15 protein-coding genes are annotated in these 17,365 nt (G+C 69.2%); 6 read left to right on the forward strand and 9 right to left on the reverse strand.

What is annotated here, in order from left to right; genetic code table 11:
• Window positions 1-7 precede the first annotated feature (7 nt).
• Window positions 8-934, forward strand: coding sequence for a 50S ribosomal protein L3 N(5)-glutamine methyltransferase (gene prmB, locus OZ671_RS16440; RefSeq protein ID WP_268861749.1), 927 nt, complete (start codon window positions 8-10; stop codon window positions 932-934).
• A gap of 242 nt (window positions 935-1,176) precedes the next feature.
• Here prmB and OZ671_RS16445 read toward each other — a convergent pair whose 3' ends face one another.
• Together OZ671_RS16445 and ettA are read right to left on the reverse strand one after the other, a co-directional pair.
• Window positions 1,177-1,680, reverse strand: coding sequence for a GNAT family N-acetyltransferase (locus OZ671_RS16445; RefSeq protein WP_268861750.1), 504 nt, complete (start codon window positions 1,678-1,680; stop codon window positions 1,177-1,179).
• 12 nt (window positions 1,681-1,692) lie between these two features.
• Entirely contained in the window at window positions 1,693-3,345 is a 1,653-nt protein-coding gene (gene ettA / locus OZ671_RS16450) for an energy-dependent translational throttle protein EttA (RefSeq protein ID WP_268861751.1), read from the reverse strand.
• A gap of 178 nt (window positions 3,346-3,523) precedes the next feature.
• Here ettA and OZ671_RS16455 point away from each other — a divergent pair, with 178 nt between their 5' ends.
• Window positions 3,524-3,964 (forward strand): hypothetical protein, encoded by a 441-nt coding sequence (locus tag OZ671_RS16455; RefSeq protein ID WP_268861752.1) that lies wholly within the window; start codon window positions 3,524-3,526, stop codon window positions 3,962-3,964.
• A gap of 55 nt (window positions 3,965-4,019) precedes the next feature.
• Entirely contained in the window at window positions 4,020-5,294 is a 1,275-nt protein-coding gene (locus tag OZ671_RS16460; protein ID WP_268861753.1) for an alpha-hydroxy-acid oxidizing protein, read from the forward strand.
• Window positions 5,295-5,300: 6 nt separating this feature from the next.
• Here the strand turns inward: OZ671_RS16460 and OZ671_RS16465 are convergent, their stop codons facing one another.
• The 3 genes from OZ671_RS16465 to OZ671_RS16475 form a co-directional block, all read right to left on the reverse strand.
• Window positions 5,301-6,059, reverse strand: a complete 759-nt coding sequence (locus tag OZ671_RS16465) for a sulfite exporter TauE/SafE family protein (protein WP_268861754.1) — start codon at window positions 6,057-6,059, stop codon at window positions 5,301-5,303.
• A 74-nt stretch (window positions 6,060-6,133) separates the two neighbouring features.
• Window positions 6,134-6,868, reverse strand: a complete 735-nt coding sequence (locus OZ671_RS16470; protein WP_268861755.1) for a helix-turn-helix domain-containing protein — start codon at window positions 6,866-6,868, stop codon at window positions 6,134-6,136.
• Between the two features lie 81 nt (window positions 6,869-6,949).
• Window positions 6,950-7,924 (reverse strand): alpha/beta fold hydrolase, encoded by a 975-nt coding sequence (locus OZ671_RS16475; RefSeq protein WP_268861756.1) that lies wholly within the window; start codon window positions 7,922-7,924, stop codon window positions 6,950-6,952.
• Window positions 7,925-8,065: 141 nt separating this feature from the next.
• Here OZ671_RS16475 and OZ671_RS16480 point away from each other — a divergent pair, with 141 nt between their 5' ends.
• Both OZ671_RS16480 and OZ671_RS16485 read left to right on the forward strand, forming a co-directional pair.
• Entirely contained in the window at window positions 8,066-8,512 is a 447-nt protein-coding gene (locus OZ671_RS16480) for an SRPBCC family protein (RefSeq protein WP_268861757.1), read from the forward strand.
• A gap of 9 nt (window positions 8,513-8,521) precedes the next feature.
• Window positions 8,522-8,887 (forward strand): ArsR/SmtB family transcription factor, encoded by a 366-nt coding sequence (locus tag OZ671_RS16485; protein WP_268861758.1) that lies wholly within the window; start codon window positions 8,522-8,524, stop codon window positions 8,885-8,887.
• Here OZ671_RS16485 and OZ671_RS16490 read toward each other — a convergent pair.
• The gene (locus tag OZ671_RS16490; RefSeq protein ID WP_268861759.1) at window positions 8,866-10,242 is read right to left on the reverse strand and encodes an MFS transporter; all 1,377 of its coding nucleotides are present in this window, start codon (window positions 10,240-10,242) and stop codon (window positions 8,866-8,868) included. The two genes, OZ671_RS16485 and OZ671_RS16490, sit on opposite strands and share 22 nt — an antisense overlap.
• Window positions 10,243-10,439: 197 nt before the next feature.
• On the opposite strand from OZ671_RS16490, the gene OZ671_RS16495 reads away from it, so the two are divergent.
• On the forward strand, window positions 10,440-11,285 hold the full coding sequence (locus OZ671_RS16495; protein ID WP_268861760.1) for an acyl-CoA thioesterase: 846 nt from the start codon (window positions 10,440-10,442) through the stop codon (window positions 11,283-11,285).
• Window positions 11,286-11,550: 265 nt separating this feature from the next.
• On the opposite strand, the gene OZ671_RS16500 is transcribed toward OZ671_RS16495, so the two are convergent.
• The 3 genes from OZ671_RS16500 to OZ671_RS16510 are packed head-to-tail and all read right to left on the reverse strand — an operon-like array spanning window position 11,551 to window position 17,112.
• On the reverse strand, window positions 11,551-14,832 hold the full coding sequence (locus OZ671_RS16500) for an error-prone DNA polymerase (protein WP_268861761.1): 3,282 nt from the start codon (window positions 14,830-14,832) through the stop codon (window positions 11,551-11,553).
• Window positions 14,829-16,385 carry a Y-family DNA polymerase gene (locus tag OZ671_RS16505; RefSeq protein ID WP_268861762.1) on the reverse strand — a complete coding sequence of 519 codons (1,557 nt, stop codon included), beginning with the start codon at window positions 16,383-16,385 and terminating at the stop codon, window positions 14,829-14,831. The genes OZ671_RS16500 and OZ671_RS16505 overlap by 4 nt, the downstream gene beginning before the upstream one ends.
• Window positions 16,279-17,112 carry an ImuA family protein gene (locus OZ671_RS16510; RefSeq protein ID WP_268861763.1) on the reverse strand — a complete coding sequence of 278 codons (834 nt, stop codon included), beginning with the start codon at window positions 17,110-17,112 and terminating at the stop codon, window positions 16,279-16,281. The genes OZ671_RS16505 and OZ671_RS16510 overlap by 107 nt, the downstream gene beginning before the upstream one ends.
• Between the last annotated feature and the right edge of the window lie 253 nt (window positions 17,113-17,365).

Raw genomic sequence — 17,365 nt, forward strand, 5'->3', positions numbered from 1 at the left:
GAACGCCATGGCCCCATCCCCCGCCTCGCCCGCCGACGAGCTTCTGACCGTCCGAGACCTCCTGCGCTATGCGGTCAGCCGATTCGCGGCGGCCAGGCTGACCTATGGGCACGGCACCGAAAACGCCCTCGACGAGGCCGCCTTCCTGATCCTGGAGAGCCTGTCGCTGCCGATCGACGATCTCGGCCCATGGCTGGAAGCGCGCCTGACGCGCGCCGAGCGCGAAAAGCTGATCGCGCTCATCGAGGCGCGCATCACGACCCGCAAGCCTGCGCCCTATCTCGTCGGCAAGGCCTACATCCAGGGCATCGGCTTTCGCGTCGACGAGCGCGTGATCGTGCCCCGCTCCTATCTCGGCGAGATCCTGGCGACCGGCGCGCTCGGACCCGACGGCCTCGGCCTGATCGCCGATCCCATGGCGGTCGAGACGGCGCTCGACCTCTGCACCGGCTCCGGCTGCCTCGCCATTCTCGCGGCCATGGCCTTTCCGGCGGCGGCAGTCGATGCGGTGGACCTCTCCGCCGCCGCCCTGGAGGTGGCACGGCTCAATGTCGCCGACCATCAGGCGGACGACCATGTGCGGCTCGTCCAGGGCGACCTGTTCGCCCCGCTCGGCAACCGCCGCTACGACCTGATCATCACCAATCCGCCCTATGTCGCGGCCGCCGAGGTCGCGGCCTTCCCGCCGGAATATGCGCGCGAGCCGGAAATGGCGCATCTCGGCGGCGCCGACGGCCTCGACATCGTCCGGCGCATCCTGGCCGGGGCGGGCGACCACCTCACCGCCGACGGCGGCCTCCTCTGCGAGATCGGCACCGGCCACGAGATCCTGGAAGCGGAGTTCCCGCACCTGCCGTTCTTCTGGCTCGACACCGCGGCGAGCGAAAGCGAGGTGTTCTGGCTGAACGCCGAGGCCTTGGCGCAGCGGGGCTGAGGGGGCCGCCGGCCGGATCCGCGGTCCGGCCAGGAGTGCGCCGCGAGCCGGCGCCGGGCGTCCTCGGGCGAAACCGGGTCGGACATGGCGGACCTCACGATCGGCGGCGGCCGGAGAGCGAGGCCGCGCCGCTCGCGCCAGCCCGGACTGGTCCTCGCGAAACCGCCGGTCCCCGGCGGAAGGAAGTCGCCTCCATGGTCTCGTCGGCCGCCGCGAAGCGAGGGCGGCTGGCACGCGCCGCGTCAGGCCGGCGGCGAGCCGGCGAGCCTGGCAAGGCCCTCCCCGTCCAGACGATAATAGACGGCCGGGCGCACTGTCATGCCGAGCCGCTCGTAGAGCCGCATGGCACCGGCATTGTGCGGCTCGGCCGTCAGGTCGATGCGGCCGATGCCGTTGTCGCGGGCGAAGCGGGCGAGAAAGCGCATCAGGGCGTCGCCCAGGCCAAGATTGCGCGCCTCCGGCACGACGAACAGATCTTTCAAGAAAATCAAGCCATTGAGCCGTCGGCCGGGATGGATCACGGCGAAGACGGCAAACCCCATGGGCTGGCCGTCGCGGCGCGCCAGCGCGAATTGGGTACCGAAGCGGCGGTCGCGCTCGATGCGGCGGAGAAGGTCGGTGACCTCCTCCACCGTGTTCGGCGCGAGCGCCGGGTTGTAGTGCCGGTCCATCGCCTGGTTGACGAAGGCGATATCGGCATGGTCCTCGGGACCGGCGAGGCGAATGTCGAAAGCCGCACCGGTCATGGCCGCCCCTTCCTAGCGCGAGAACTTCTTGTACTGGATGCGCTTCGGAATGGTCGAATCGATGCCGAGGCGGCGCTTCTTGTCTTCCTCGTAGTCCTGGAAATTGCCCTCGAACCATTCGACGTGGCTGTCGCCTTCGAAGGCCAGGATGTGGGTCGCGATGCGGTCGAGGAACATGCGGTCGTGGCTGATGATGACGGCGCAGCCGGCGTAATCCTCCAGCGCCTCCTCGAGCGCGCGGAGCGTGTCGACGTCGAGATCGTTGGTCGGCTCGTCGAGCAGCAGGACATTGGCGCCACGCTGCAGGATCTTGGCGAGATGCACGCGGTTGCGCTCACCGCCGGAGAGCTGCCCGACCTTCTTCTGCTGGTCGCCGCCCTTGAAGTTGAAGGCGCCGCAATAGGCACGCGCATTGATCTCACGCTTGCCGAGATAGAGGATCTCGTTGCCGCCGGAAATCTCCTCGTAGACCGTCTTGTTGTCGGCGAGCGCGTCGCGCGACTGGTCGACATAGCCGAGCTTGACCGTCTCGCCGATGAAGATCTCGCCGGAATCAGGCTTTTCCGATCCGGTGATCATGCGGAACAGCGTGGTCTTGCCGGCGCCGTTCGGGCCGATGACGCCGACGATGCCGCCCGGCGGCAGCTTGAACGACAGGCCCTCGATGAGGAGCTTGTCGCCGAAGGCCTTCGAGAGCTCGTTGAACTCGATGACGTTGTTGCCGAGCCGCTCGGCAATCGGAATGATGATCTGGGCGGTGGTCGGGCCCTTCTCGGCGGCCTGCTTGACGAGGTCGTCGTAGCGCTGGATGCGCGCCTTGTTCTTGGCCTGGCGGGCCTTCGGCGAGGCGGCCATCCATTCCTGCTCGCGGGCGAGCGTCTTCAGGCGCGTCTCCTCCTCGCGGCCCTCCTGGATCAGGCGCTTCTGCTTCTGGGCGAGCCAGGAGGAATAGTTGCCCTCGTACGGAATGCCGCGGCCGCGATCGAGCTCGAGGATCCAGCCGGTGACGTTGTCCAGGAAGTAGCGGTCGTGGGTGACGATCAGGATGGCGCCCGGATAGGTCCGCAGGTGTCCCTCGAGCCAGTTGGTCGTTTCCGCGTCCAGGTGGTTGGTCGGCTCGTCGAGCAGCAGCACTTCCGGCTGCTCCAGCAGCAGGCGGCACAGCGCGACGCGGCGCTTCTCACCGCCGGACAGCTTGTCCACCGCCCAGTCGTCGGGCGGGCAGATCAGCGCATCCATCGCCTGGTCGACCTGGCTGTCCAGGTCCCACAGGCCCTTCGCCTCGATCTCGTCCTGGAGCTTGGCCATTTCATCGGCCGTCTCGTCGGAATAGTTCATGGCGAGTTCGTTGTAGCGGTCGAGGATCGCCTTCTTCGCGGCCACGCCCAGCATGACGTTCTCGCGAACGGTCAGGGCGGGGTCGAGATGCGGCTCCTGCGGCAAATAGCCCACGCGCACGCCGTCGGCAGCCCAGGCTTCGCCGGTATATTCCTTGTCGATGCCGGCCATGATGCGCAGCAGGGTCGACTTGCCGGCGCCGTTGACGCCGAGCACGCCGATCTTGGCGTCCGGATAGAACGACAGATGCACGTTTTCGAGCACCTTCTTGCCGTTCGGATAAGCCTTGGTCAGGCCGGACATGTGATAGGCGAATTGGCGGGCCATGGGATCTGAGGTCCTGTCGGGCTCGAGCGGTTCGGGGAGTTTGGGGGCAGATAACGTCACCACCCGCCAGGGTGCAAGCCGCGACCGGAAATTTCCCGATATGACGTGACGAAACGACAAGGCAACAATAAGCAGGAATATGACCGAACTAGGTGATTCAGCAGCCAGGAGATGCGCCATGCGCCCCATTCGCCTCGTCCTGATGGCTCTTGCAGCCCAATTCGCCCTGCTGGGCATCGCAGTTCCCGATGCGCATGCCCAGAAGCGTTCCGGCGCCGAGCGCCAGGAGCAGCGGGCTCCCGCGCCGCCGCCGATCGGCGGCCGCTATCGCGTCGAGGGCCGCAATGCCGACGGCTCGACCTATTCCGGCGTCGCCGAGATCTCGGGCACCGCGGGCGGCAACTGCGTCATCCGCTGGGCCATCGTCGACACGCCGGCGAGCCAGGGCTTCTGCATGCGCCAGGGCGAGGTCTTTGCGGCGGCCTACCGCCTGAACAACCAGCTGGGCCTGACCGTCTATCGGGTCGATCGCGGCGGCGTGCTCGACGGCACCTGGAGCATCGCCGGTCAGGAACGGGTCGGCCGGGAACGCCTCGTGCCGATGCGCCAGACCCCCTAGCGCGGCAGCCGCCCCTTCGGGGCACCGCATCCCCTTTCGCGATCGGAACCGCGCCATGGCCCACCCGGACGAAACCCCGCCCGCCATCGGCCCCGGCCGGACGCGGCAGACCGAGATCTATCTGCGCGGGCTCGGCGGCGGGCTGCCGAAAGTGCCGGTCGCGCCGGCGGCGCTCGAGGAGGCGGCCGGGCGCGCCATGACCCGCAACGCCTTCGGCTATGTCGCCGGTGGCGCCGGCATGGAGCGGACCATGGCGGCCAACCGCGCCGCCTTCGACCGGCACGCCATCGTGCCGCGCATGCTGACCGACGCCTCGCGGCGCGACCTTTCCGTCACGCTGTTCGGCCGAATGCACAAGCTGCCCTTCCTGCTCGCGCCGATCGGGGTGCTGGAAATGGCTCACCGCGAGGCCGAGCGGGCGGTGGCCCGGGCCGCGCGGGCCGAAGGCGTCGGCATGGTCTTTTCCAACCAGGCCTCGGTGGCCATGGAGGAGGTCGCCGGCCTGCTCGGCGACACGCCGCGCTGGTTCCAGCTCTACTGGAGCACCGACGACGAGCTGACCCGCTCGCTGGTTGGGCGTGCCGAGGCCGCCGGCTGCGAGGCCATCGTGCTGACCCTCGACACCACCATTCTCGGCTGGCGTCCGCGCGACCTCGATCTCGCCTCCCTGCCTTTCCTGCGCGGCCAGGGGCTTGCCCAATATCTGACCGACCCGGTGTTCCTGAAGGCCCTCCCGGCCAAGCCGCCGGCATCGCCGGTCAAGCCCTCCGGCCTCGACCTCGTCACCGCCCTGATCGACCTCAGCTCCGCGGCGCGCCGCTTCGGTCTCGGCCTGTCTGCGGCCCGCGCGGCGGTCGCCCGCTTCACCGCGATCTATTCGCGGCCGGATCTCGTCTGGGACGACGTGTCCCGGCTGAAGAAGATGACGCGCCTGCCGGTGGTCCTGAAGGGCATTCAGAGCGCCGCCGACGCGAGCGAAGCGGTCCGTCGCGGGGTCGACGGCATCGTCGTCTCCAATCACGGCGGCCGGCAGGTCGACGGCGCCATCGGCTCGCTCGATGCCCTGCCCGCCGTGGTCGCGGCTGCCGGAACCACGCCGGTCCTGTTCGATTCCGGCGTCAGGTCGGGCGCCGACATGTTCAAGGCGCTGGCGCTCGGCGCGCGCGCCGTCCTGCTCGGCCGGCCCTATGTCTACGGCCTGGCGGTGGCGGGCCAGCAGGGGGTCGCCGAGGTGATCCGCAACATGGAAGCCGAGCTCGACATCACCATGGCGCTGACCGGCTGCCGGACCATCGCCGACATCGCCGGCGCGGAAATGACCGGCCGCTGACCGCGGTCAGGTCAGGAAATACCAGGCCGAGAGGGCAAGTCCGCTGCCGATGACCAAGGCCCGGACATGGCTTTCGGCCACCCGCCGCGCCGCCACCACGCCGATCCAGCCGCCGGCAATGCTGGCCGCGGCAATCAGCAGGCTGATCTCGTAGCGCACGATGCCGGAGGCGATGAACACCACGACGGCGATCAGCTGCAGGACGATCGACATCAGGTTCTTGGCGGCATTGATCGCGTGATAGTCGGAATCCTCGGTCAGCGACAGCGAGGCGAGCATCATCACGCCCATGCCCGCGCCGAAATAGCCGCCATAGACCGAGACGAGGCCCTGAACCGGCACGGCGAGCCCGAAGCCGCCCCGGCGCTGGCCCGCCGCGGCCATGCGCTGCACGGCCTTCTGGATCAGGGGCGCGGCCGCGAACAGCATGGTGGCCGCAAGCAGCAGCCAGGGCACCAGGGCGCGGAACGCCTGGTCGCCCGAGCGGAGCAGCAGGAAGGCGCCGGCCGCGCCGCCGAGCGCCGAAATGGCGCAGAGCGGCAGGAGCCGCCGCAGCGCAGCCAGGACCTCGCGCCGATAGGCGACCGTCGAGGCGACCGAGCCGACAACGACCGCCGCGGCACTGGTCGCATTGGCCGCGACCGGCGGCACGCCCACGGCCATCAGGGCCGAGAAGGTGAAGATGGTGCCGCCGCCGGCAATGGCGTTGAGGGTGCCGGCGGCAAAACCGGCAAAGGCGAGAAGGGTGATGTCAAAAGGCGTCATGGTCGGCTCCGGGCGGCGATCAACCACCCCGGACGGCTCGGCCGATAGAACGAAAGTGACCTCTTGCGGACTGGTCAGAAGCCGCCATGCGCGGCGCGGAACTGGCCGGGCGTCGCGCCGAACAGCTTCAGGAAGCTGCGGCCGAAATGGCTCTGGTCGCTGAAGCCAGCGGCATAGGCGACATCGCTGACCGGCTCTCCCGCGCGCAGGAGCCGGCGCCCGAGATTGAGCCGGTCGTTGATGCGCCAGGCATGCGGCGTCATGCCGATTTCGCGCGAAAAGGCCCGAATGAACCCTTCGCGGCTGAGCCCCGCCGTCTCCGCGGCCTCGCTGATCCGCCTGTGGCCCGCGACCGCGCCGATCAGCCGGCCGGCCGCTGCCGGCTGCGCCGGCTGCCGGTGCCAACTGGGCTTTGCGAGGAAGGCGACGAGCCTGGCGGCAACATCGGCCGGCCGCATCTCGCGCAATTCCGGCGCGTCGGCGAAGAGATAGTCGGATGCGGCGAGATGCAGCCGCAGGGCCGCGGGCAGCGCCGCAGGCGCCAGATAGAATTCGACCGAACGGATATGCTCGCCGAGCGTCGGCTGCGCATGATGCGGCCGACCGGCTGGCACGACCAGGATCTCGCCGGGCCGGAGCGTCACCGCCCGGCGGCCGATGAGATAGTCGCGCGCGCCGTTCCAGATGACCGAGACCTGCACTTCCTCGTGATAATGCAGATCGAGGCCGCCGGGCCTGCGGCCGTGCCAGTCGGCCCCTTCGAGCAGGGCGTCGTCACCGGCATAGTCGTAGCGCAGATTGTTGGACATGGTGGGGTGGCAGGCTGGCTTTGGCCCCTCACCTATCGTCGGCCGGCCCGCTTGGCCAGCCTTGGCTGCCCTGCGCCGGGCTCATAGCCCGTCGAGAAACGCAAGGATCAGGCTGCTGACCTCCTCGGGCCGTTCCTGCTGGATCCAGTGGCCGGCCATGTCGATGACATGCAGGCCGCGCAGGCCCGGCAGGGTTTGCGGATAGGCTTCGAGCTGCGCCTTGGCGGCGGGAAACCGCATCACGCCGTCCTTGGCGCCGACGATGAACAGGGCCGGCTGGCGGATCGGCTCGCCGCGCCAGGGCGCCATGATGTGGAAGTTGCGCGTCAGGTTGCGGTACCAGTTGAGCCCGCCGCGGAAGCCGACGCGGCGGAACTCGGCGGCCATGCAGGCGAGATGTTCGGCCGGCAGCCAGTCCGGCAGTTCCTCCGGATCGACGGTATTGGCGAGCAGGCCGCCGGGGCCGAGATGGGTGAAGCCCTTGGTGCGGTCGCGCTGATTGCCCGAGGCGGTGAAATAGATCCGGCGCAGGCTCGCCTCGGGGTCGCGGTCGAGTTCGGCCTCGGCGATGCCCGGCGCCTGGAAATACTGGATGTAGAAGTCGTGAATGCCAAGCTTCTCGAGCGACGACAGGAGGTCGGTATGGCCTGGCGGCGTCCAGGGCACGCTCATGCCGACGACCGCGCGGAAGATGTCGGGACGCAGAAGCGCCGCATGCCAGGCGACCGGCGCACCCCAGTCGTGGCCGACGATGACCGCTTCGCTCGCCCCCAGCGCCTTCACCAGAGCGACCTGGTCGGCGACGAGATCGAGAATGGTGTAGCGGGCGATCTCGGCGGGCGCATCGGTGCCGCCATAGCCGCGCATGTCGGGCGCTACGGCCCGGTAGCCGCGCGCGGCGAGCGCCTCCAGCTGATGCCGCCAGGACGCCCAGCCCTCGGGCCAGCCATGGCAGAACAGCACCAGCGGCCCCTCGCCCGCCTCGGCATAACGCATGACGATGCCATTCGCCTTGACGGTCCGAAGGGTGATCGCCGCTGCCGCTTCACTGGTCATCGCCTCTCCTCGCGCCGCCGCCATCCGGGCGGTCGATTACTCGCACGAACCGCACGAGAGCGGCAGGGGCATAAAACGCAACTTTCTGGTTGCATGTCGACCCGAGGCGAATTATGAACAGGCAACCAGGAGGTTGCAGATATGACCGATCGCATCGAGAAATCCGTGCTTCTGAAGGCGCCGGTGGCGCGCGTCTGGCGGGCACTGACCGACCACAATGAATTCGGGACGTGGTTCCGGGTGAAGCTGGATGGCCCCTTCGTGACCGGCGAGACCTCGACCGGACACATCACCTATCCGGGCTACGAACATGTGCAGTGGCAGGCCAAGGTCGTGACGATGGACGAGCCGCGGCTGTTCGCCTTCACCTGGCATCCCTATGCCGTCGATCCCGCCGTCGACTATTCCGGCGAGACGCCGACCCTCGTCGAGTTCCGCCTCGTGCCCGAGGCCGGCGGCACGCGGCTCGACATCGTCGAATCCGGTTTCGACAAGGTGCCGGCGCAGCGCCGGGCCGAAGCCATGCGCATGAACGACGGCGGCTGGGCCGAGCAGACCGGGAACATCAAGGCGCATGTCGAAAGCTGAGACGCCCTGATGGCCGCCTTCAATTCGGCCGGCGGGACCGGCGCTGCACCGGCCCTCGCCGCGCCCGCCGTCACGGCGCCGATCTTTGCCGCGCTCGGCGATCCGACGCGGCTGTCGCTGCTGGCCCGCCTCAGCGGCGGCCGCCGGCAGTCGATCGCGGCCCTGTCGGCCCACACCAGCCTGACCCGGCAGGCCGTCACCAAGCACCTGCGCGTGCTGGAGGAGGCCGGCCTGGTCGCCAGCACGCGCGCGGGCCGCGAGAGCCTGTTCGAGTTCCGGCCGGCGCCGATCGACGCCTTGCGGGCCTATCTCGACGACGTGTCGCGCCAGTGGGACGATGCGATCGGCCGGCTTCAGGCCTTCGTCGAAGACTGATCCTCCGCCATCAGGACGAAGGCGAGCGCGGCGCAGGCGAGCTGCACCGCGCCGCCGGCCACCATGGCGAGGCGGAGGCCGGCCGCGCCCTCCCCCGCGACCACGTGCAGCGCGCCGAGCAGCGCGACGCCGATCGTGGCGCCGGCCATGCGCGCCACATTGATCAGCGCGCTGGCCGTCCCCGAACGGGCCGCCGGGACCGCGCCGACCGCTGCTCCCATCAGCGGGCCGGTGGCAAGGCCCATGCCGAGCCCGGTGAGGCCGAGGCCGGCTTCCGCGGCGATGAGGCAGCCGGAACCGGCGCCGATGACGCCGAGGCCGAGGCTGATGAGGCCAAGGCCGCCGGCGACCACCGCGCGCGTGCCGGCCGCCGCTTCGGCCCGACCGGAAAACGGCGAGACCAGCACGAAGATCAGCGCCATCGGCATCAGGGCGAGGCCGGCGCCAGTCGCCTCGAACCGGCCCGTCGCCTGCCAGGTAAAGGGCAGCAGGAACAGCACGCCATACATGCCGAAGGTCATGCCCGCCGTCGCGATGACCGCGCCGCAAAAGCGGGGCGCGGCGAACAGGTCCGCCGGCACCAGGGCGGCGCCGCCGCGCCGGGCTTCGGCCATGGCGAACAGGATGAACAGGGCGAGGCTTGCGGCGAACAGGAGGAGAGCGAGGTGCGATGCGCCGTGCAGCGCGATCGCTCCGCCGGCCAGCAGCCCGAGCGCGCCGGCGCCCAGCACCTGCCCGGTCAGATCGAAACTGCGGCCGCCGGGATCGGCGCTTTCCGGAATATAGGCCGGTGCCGCGGCGAGCGCGGCCAGGCCGAGGGGAACCACGACGAGGAAGATGCTGCGCCAGCCGAGACGGTCGACGAGCAGGCCCCCGACGGTCGGGCCCAGCGCGAGGGCGAGGCCGTTGCAGGCAGCCCAGATGCCGAGCGCGCGGCCGCGTTCAGCCGGGTTGGTGAAGACGACGCGGACGATGGCCAGCGAAGCCGGCAGCATGAGCGCGGCGCCAAGGCCGGCCAGCGCCCGGCCGGCGATGAGCAGCGCCACGGACGGCGCGAGCGCGCAAATGAGCGAAGCGGCGGTGAAAATGCCGACGCCGGTCATGAAGCCGCGCCGGCGGCCATAGAGGTCGGCGAGGAGGCCGCCGGTCATCAGCAGCACGGCATAGGTCAGATTGTAGCTGTCGAGCACCCATTGCAGCGCCGCGACGCCGGCTCCGAAATGATCGCCGATCGGCCGGGTGGCGAGATTGACCACGGCCGTGTCGAGCTGGGCGAGCAGCACCGCAAGGCAGAGCGTGACGAGGCAGAGGCCGGGGCGCACGGCCGGCCGCGCGGCCTGTGATGGCGCAACCATGGGATCGGGGTGCCTCCTTGAGGGACACCTTCAGCCTAACCGCCGGGACGAGCGGTTGTTTCGGGCAGTGTCGAAACGTGCCGCCGTGCCGCCGGCGGCATCGGCCGAACGGCCGGCCGTGATGACCTGCCATGTCATTGAATCCGGGCGCCGGGCAGCCGACCATGGCGCCTTGAGACCATCACCAGGAGCCTGCCGTGCCGTCCGCATCCGACCAAGACCTGCATCCCTTCGACCAGGCAACCCGGGTCGTCGTCGAGAACGGCAACCGTTTCGGCGCCACCAGCGACCACTACTGGGCCTTTGTCGGCCCGTTCGGCGGCGCGACCGCCGCCACCATCCTGCAGGCCGTGCTGACCCATGGCGAGCGCAGCGGCGAGGCGCTGGCACTCACCGTCAACTATTGCGCGCCCGTGCGGCGCGGCCGTTTTGGCATCGACGTGCGTCTCGTCCGCGCCAACCGTTCCTCGCAACACTGGTCCGTGGATCTCGTCCAGGAGGCCGAGGACGGGTCGGGTCAGGAGGTGGTCGCAACCGCGACCGCGATCACCGCCGAGCGCCGGCCCTCCTTTGCGCATCAGGTCGCGACCATGCCGGACGTGGTGCCCTCATCGGAGGTGAAGCCGCTGGTGATGGACGGGTTCTCGGGCTGGACGCGGCAATATGACTTCCGCTTCGTCTCCGGCTTGCCCCGGTTCCGCGACCCGACGGATGCCGCGCTCGCCGATCCCCGCTCGGAACTGTGGCTGTCGGACCATCGGCCGCGGCGGATCGACATGCTGTCGCTCGCCGCCATGGCGGATGCCTTTTTCGGCCGCATCTTCCATGTCCGCGGCGGCATGGTGCCGTTCGGAACGGTGTCGATGACCACCTATTTCCATATCGACGCGGCCGAGCTGGCGGCAGAGAACACCACCGAGCTGCTCGGGGTCGCCGACGCCCAGGTCTTCAGCCGCTCCTACGGCGACCAGACGGCTCAGCTCTGGACGCCGTCGGGACGGCTCGTCGCGACCAGCCAGCAGATCACCTATTTCAAGGCTTAACGTTTAGTCATTCCCTGGAAAATGATTTGCACGAGGGTGAGCCGTCCTTCGAGACCCGCGCCTAGTGGTGCGGGTGCCTCAGGATGAAGGCTGGAGAGTATCGCAGCAGTACCTATCCGCTGCAGTAGAGCAGCATGACTTGAGCCAGCACGCGATATGCCATTCTATACGCCCCGTCCTGAGGTGCGAGCGTAGTGAACCTCGAAGGATGGCCGGGCTGGGCGCAGAACAGCAGATACAAAGGAGCCACTTGCCGGCCGCCTCATTAGTGAAAGTCGCGTGATTTCGGCAGGATCCGGACATTGCGCGGATGGCCGGACTGGCGCGGATATTGCGGATGGGCGGCCTCGTCGGCGCGGCCGACGAGCGGCTCGGTCCGGTGCGTGTCCGAGAGATGGCCGAGCTCCGCCGTGCGGTCGATCACCCGCTCGGCCATCAGGTGCACGACATTTTCCGGGCTCTTCTGGATCAGGCCCTCGATCAGCAGCAGGCGCGCGCCCATCACCTCGCGGCGGAAACGCTCGAACTTGCGGGCCCAGAGCACGACATTGGTGATGCCGGTCTCGTCCTCCAGCGTGATGAAGATCGCCGTGCCGTTGCCCGGCCGCTGGCGCACCAGGACGACGCCGGCAACCTTGGCGAAGGCGCCATCCGGCTTGTCGTTGGTGCCGCGGCAGGTGGTCACTCCCTCGCCGGCGAAACGCGGGCGCAGGATCTCCATCGGATGGGCCTTCAGCGACAGCCGGACCGTCTGGTAGTCGGCCGCCACATGTTCCGCGAGCGGCATGACCGGCAGGTGCGCATCCGCATCCGCACCGAGCTCGCGCGCCGCGGCCGCGGCGAAGAGCGGCAGCGGCTGGTCGTCCGGCAGGCGGCGCACCGCCCAGAGCGCCTCGCGCCGGTCGAGCCCGATCGAGCGGCAGGCATCGGCATCGGCGAGGATCTGCAGCGCCCGGTGCGGCAGGCCGGTGCGGACGGCAAGCTCCTCGATACTGGCGAACCCCTTGCCGCGCCTATCCTTCAGCACCTCGGCCCAGGCTTTCTGGAAACCGTCGACCTGGCGGAAACCGAGCCTCAGCGCGAGCTCGCCCTCGGCGTTGCGCTGCAGGTGGTTGTCCCAGAGGCTTTCGTTGAGATCGACCGGCCGCACCTCCACGCCATGCTCGCGGGCGTCACGGACGATCTGCGCCGGTGCGTAGAAGCCCATGGGCTGGGCGTTGAGCAGGGCACAGGCGAAGGCCGCCGGATGGTGGCGTTTGATCCAGGAGGAGATGTAGACGAGCTTGGCGAAGGAAGCGGCATGGCTTTCCGGAAAGCCGTAGCTGCCGAAACCCTTGATCTGCTCGAAGCAGTTCCTGGCGAAATCGGGCGGATAGCCGCGCGCCACCATGCGCCCGACCATCATCTCCTCGAAGGTCCCGATCGTGCCGGCATTGCGGAAGGTCGCCATCGCCTTGCGCAGGCCGTTCGCCTCGTCCGCGGTAAATTTCGCCGCTTCCATGGCGAGCCGCATCGCCTGTTCCTGGAACAGCGGCACGCCCATGGTCTTGCCGAGGACTTTGTGCAGTTCGTCCGCCGGACCATAGTCCGGCGCAGGTGCAGGAAAAGTCACCGGTTCCTGGCCGTTCCGGCGACGCAGATAGGGATGGACCATATTGCCCTGGATCGGGCCCGGCCGGACGATGGCTACCTGGATGACGAGGTCATAGAGGCTCTTCGGCTTCAACCGCGGCAGCATGTTGATCTGCGCCCGGCTCTCCACCTGGAACACGCCGATGGAATCGCCCTTCTGCAGCATGGCGTAGACATCGGGATCTTCGGGCGGCACATCGGCGAGCCCGTAATCCAGGCCGTTATGCTCCCGCAGAAGGTCGAAAGCCTTGCGGATGCAGGTGAGCATGCCGAGCGCCAGCACGTCGACCTTCATCAGCCTCAGCTCGTCGATATCGTCCTTGTCCCATTCGATGAAGGTGCGATCATCCATGGCGGCATTGCCGATCGGCACCATTTCGTCGAGCCGGTCGCGCGTCAGCACGAAGCCCCCGACATGCTGGGAGAGGTGGCGCGGAAAGCCGAGCAGGCGGACGGCGAGGTCGACCGCCCGGCGCACCGTGGCATTGGCCGGATCGAGCCCGGCCTGGCGGATCTGTTCGTCGCTGATCCCCTCGCCCCAGCTGCCCCAGACCATGCCGGCGAGCCTTGCGGTGACATCCTCGGTGAGGCCCATCACCTTGCCGACCTCCCGGATGGCGCTGCGCGGGCGGTAGCTGATGACGGTCGCGGCGATGCCGGCCCGCTCGCGGCCGTAACGCTCGTAGATGTGCTGGATCACCTCCTCGCGCCGCTCATGCTCGAAATCGACGTCGATGTCGGGCGGTTCGCGCCGTTCGCTCGACAGGAAACGGGCGAACAGGACGTCATGGTCGTTCGGATCGACTGCGGTAATGCCAAGCACGTAGCAGACGGCTGAATTCGCCGCCGACCCCCGGCCCTGGCAGAGAATGCCCTTATCATCGGCGACTCGGACGATATCGCGAATGGTCAGGAAATAACGGGCATAGTCGAGGTCGCGGATGAGCTGCAGTTCCTCTTTGAGAAGGTTTATCACCTTATCGGGAACACCTGCCGGGTAGCGGATCGCAGCGTTCAGCCAAGTCAACTCCTCAAGCCAACTCTGAGCATTCCAGCCAGGTGGCACCGGCTCTTCGGGATATTCGTATTCGAGCTGGGAAAGCGAAAATTCGACCCGCGCCAGAACGTGCTGGATCTCGTCGAGCGCCTGGGGACAGTCGCGGAACAGCCGCGCCATCTCGCGCGGATCCTTCAGGTGCCGGTCGGCATTGATCTCCAGGAGACGGCCGGCCGCCTCGATCGTCGTGCCCTCGCGGATGCAGGTCATGACATCCTGCAGGTCGCGCTGGCCGGGCACGTGATAGAGCACGTCGTTGACGGCGACGAGCGCAACGCCGGCGGTGGCGCCGAGCCGCGCCAGGCGGGCGAGCCGGCGGCGGTCGTCGCCCTGCCGATGCATGGCCGCGGCGAGCCAGGTGGCACCGGGCGCGGCCTCGGCGACGCGCGCGAGCACGCCGGCAAGGCCGTCGAGGGATCGGCCGGGCATGACGATGAGCAGGAGACCGCCGGTGTCGGCGAGGAGATCGTCCAGGGTGAGCAGGCATTCGCCTTTTTTCGCCTTGCGGTTGCCCATGGTCAGCAGCCGGCAGAGCCGGCCCCAGCCGGCCCTGTTCGCGGGATAGGCGATGATGTCGGGTGCGCCGTCGGTGAAGACGAGGCGTGCCCCGACCGCAAGCTTGAAGCAGGCGGCCGCCTTGGCCGCCGGTCCACCCGCGGCGGCAAGCTGCTCGCGGATCTGGTTCAGCGCCGCATAGGCCCTGACCACGCCGGCCACGGTGTTGCGATCGGCGATGCCGATGCCGGCATGGCCGAGCCCGAAGGCCGTCAGGACCAGGTCTCTGGCGTGCGAGGCGCCGCGCAGGAAGGAAAAATTGGTGGCGGTCGCAAGCTCGGCATAGATGGGGTCTTGGCTCATGCGAACAGCCCGTGCAGGAACCAGCGCGGTGGCGTGTCCGCGCCATAGGCGCCGCTGCGGAACAGCCAGAACCGGCGCCCTTCGGCATCCTCCACCCGGTAATAGTCGCGCGCCGGCCGGTCAGGCTCGCGCCACCATTCCGCGGCGATCCGCTCCGGTCCCTCGGACCTTGCGACATCGTGCCGGCAGCGCCGCCACAGGAAGCTCAGGGGCGGCCCGTCGGGCACCTCGGCAATGGCCTCGACCGGCTGCGGCGGGTCGAAGACATGCAGCGGACGGGTAGGCGGCGCCTCGGCTTCGGCCTGCGGCCAGGCCGCCTCCCCTGCCTCTGCCGCCCGTCCAGCCGGAACCAGCCGGGCCGCCCGTTCGGGATCGTGGCTGTCGCGCGCGGCAAACCGCAGCACGCGGTCGGCGCCGAAACGGGCGGTCAGCCTGTCGACCAGCGCGGCCAGTTCGTCGGCTGCCACCTGGCGGCCGTCGAGGCTGGCCTGGGCGATCGTGAAAGGTTCGGTCGCCGGCACGGAGAGACGGATCAGGTCGAAGCCGAAACCGGGGTCGATCGGATCGGCGAGCGCCTCGATGCGCTCGTTGATCAGCCGCATCACGGTGGCGGCGTCACGCACCGGCCGGCCGGTCTCCACCATGATGCGCCTGACGGCGCCGTCGGTCCGGAAGAAGCTTGCCTCGAAGGCCCGCCCGCCCTCGCCGCGCCGTTCGAGCAGTGCCGCCGCCCGCCGCATCAGCATGGCAAGCGCCGCCTCGATATCGTCTGCCCGGCCGATCGGCTCGGCGAACCGCCGTTCGACGATGCAGGCCGGAACCGGCCGGCGCGGCGTGATGCGGATGTCCTCCCGCCCCAGCGCGCGCTGCAGCAGCGCGACGAGCCGGGCACCGAAACGGGCGGCGAGCGGCGTCGACGGCCGCGCGGCGAGATCGCCGATGGTCTTCAGGCCGGCCCGCGACAGCGCCAGCACGGTTTCCGCGTCGAGGCCGAGCGCCAGGACCGGCAGCGGCGCCACGGCCTGCGCCTCGCCGCCCGGAGCGACGACGGCGAGCCGGCCGAAGCGGGCAAGCGCCCGCGCGGCCTCCGGCGTGCCGGCGATCGTGGCGCGCGCTTCGACCCCGGCGCCGGCGAAGCGCCCGATGAGATCGGCCCGCAGGGAGGCCTCGCCGCCAAACAGGTGGGAACAGCCGGTCATGTCGAGCACCAGCCCGTCGGTCCCGTCCATGGCCACCAGCGGCGTATAGCGATCGCAGGCCTCGGCGAGCCGCATGAGCAGGGCCGCGTCCCTGGCCGGCTCGGCATCCACCGCCAGGAGATCGGGCACCCGCGCCCGGGCATCGGCCAGAGTCAGGCCGGGATTGAGCCCGAGCGCCAGCGCCCGCCGGTCGACGGCGACAAGCCTCAGGGCGCTGCGGACCTTCTCGGTGAAGACCAGCGGCGGGTCATCCGGCCCGCCGGAGGGGCAAAGCCTCCTCCACCGGTCCGCCGGCAGGAAGGGCAGCCAGACGGCCAGGTAGCGGCGCGGCGACAGGCTGCCATGCGCCGGCAAGGGCCCTGTTTCGGAAGGTTCCGTCCTTGAAACGAGTTTCGTCACGATCCCACTCCACGCGCCATTGCCGGGGCGGCACGCCGGCCCGGTGACGCAACAAACTGATGGCGAAGGCGGGAAAACCGGGGGCATTGGCCTCCAGCGGCCGGGAGGCGAGCGCCGCGACCGCCCAGCGGGAGGCGGCGGCGCTCGGCATGGGGGCGGCGGCGACACGCACCATCAAGGTGGTCACTCGCGAGGCGACGGCGATCAGCGACAGCCGGCGGGACGCGTTCAGATCCAGCACTTTCGGAGCGCCCCACGGCTCGATCAGCACGGCGCCGAGCGCCGTGCAGCGGGCGGCCTCCGCGCCGGCCTTGAGCACGTCGGTGCCATCCTTGGCCCGGACCAGCACCAGGCGACCGGGATCGAGGCCGAACTCGGCCAGCCCGAGGGCATCGAGCCGGCCCGCTTCCAGATCGGCGAAGTCCTGCCGGATCCAGACGATCCGCCCCTCGCCCGCCGCCCTGAGCGCAAGGCCCAGGGCAAAACCGGCCGCCGCCGCGGCATCGGCCGGCGCACGCGCGAACACTTCGTGCAGCGCCGCGCGATCGAGCCCGCCGCCCAGCGGATCATCCACCATCGGCAGGCCGAAAGAGAAGATTTGCGACGCATCAAAGGCCGCCGGCCGCTCCAGAGCCGCCAGCTGCAATTTCAGCGCGCGGAGGGTATCCGGTGTCGCGCCCATGTCTTGTTCCTATTTTGTTCTCATCAAACAGCTTTGCCGGGCCGGAGTCAAGGCTCCGCTGGCGCCAGTGCTGCGCCCGCCCGTCCGGGGCGATACACTTCCATTCCGGAACGGAATGGCCGGGCCCACCGCAGACACCGCCAGCTTCGCGCGCTGGAAAATCCGCAACCCACGCAATAAGGCGAAGTCACGCGGGAAAAAATCTGGCGCGTATCGATCATATACACCAAGAACGAGACACCTCTTTTAGCTT

It is taken from the genome of Phreatobacter sp. AB_2022a, from assembly GCF_026847585.1.
Taxonomy (GTDB): Bacteria; Pseudomonadota; Alphaproteobacteria; order Rhizobiales; family Phreatobacteraceae; genus Phreatobacter.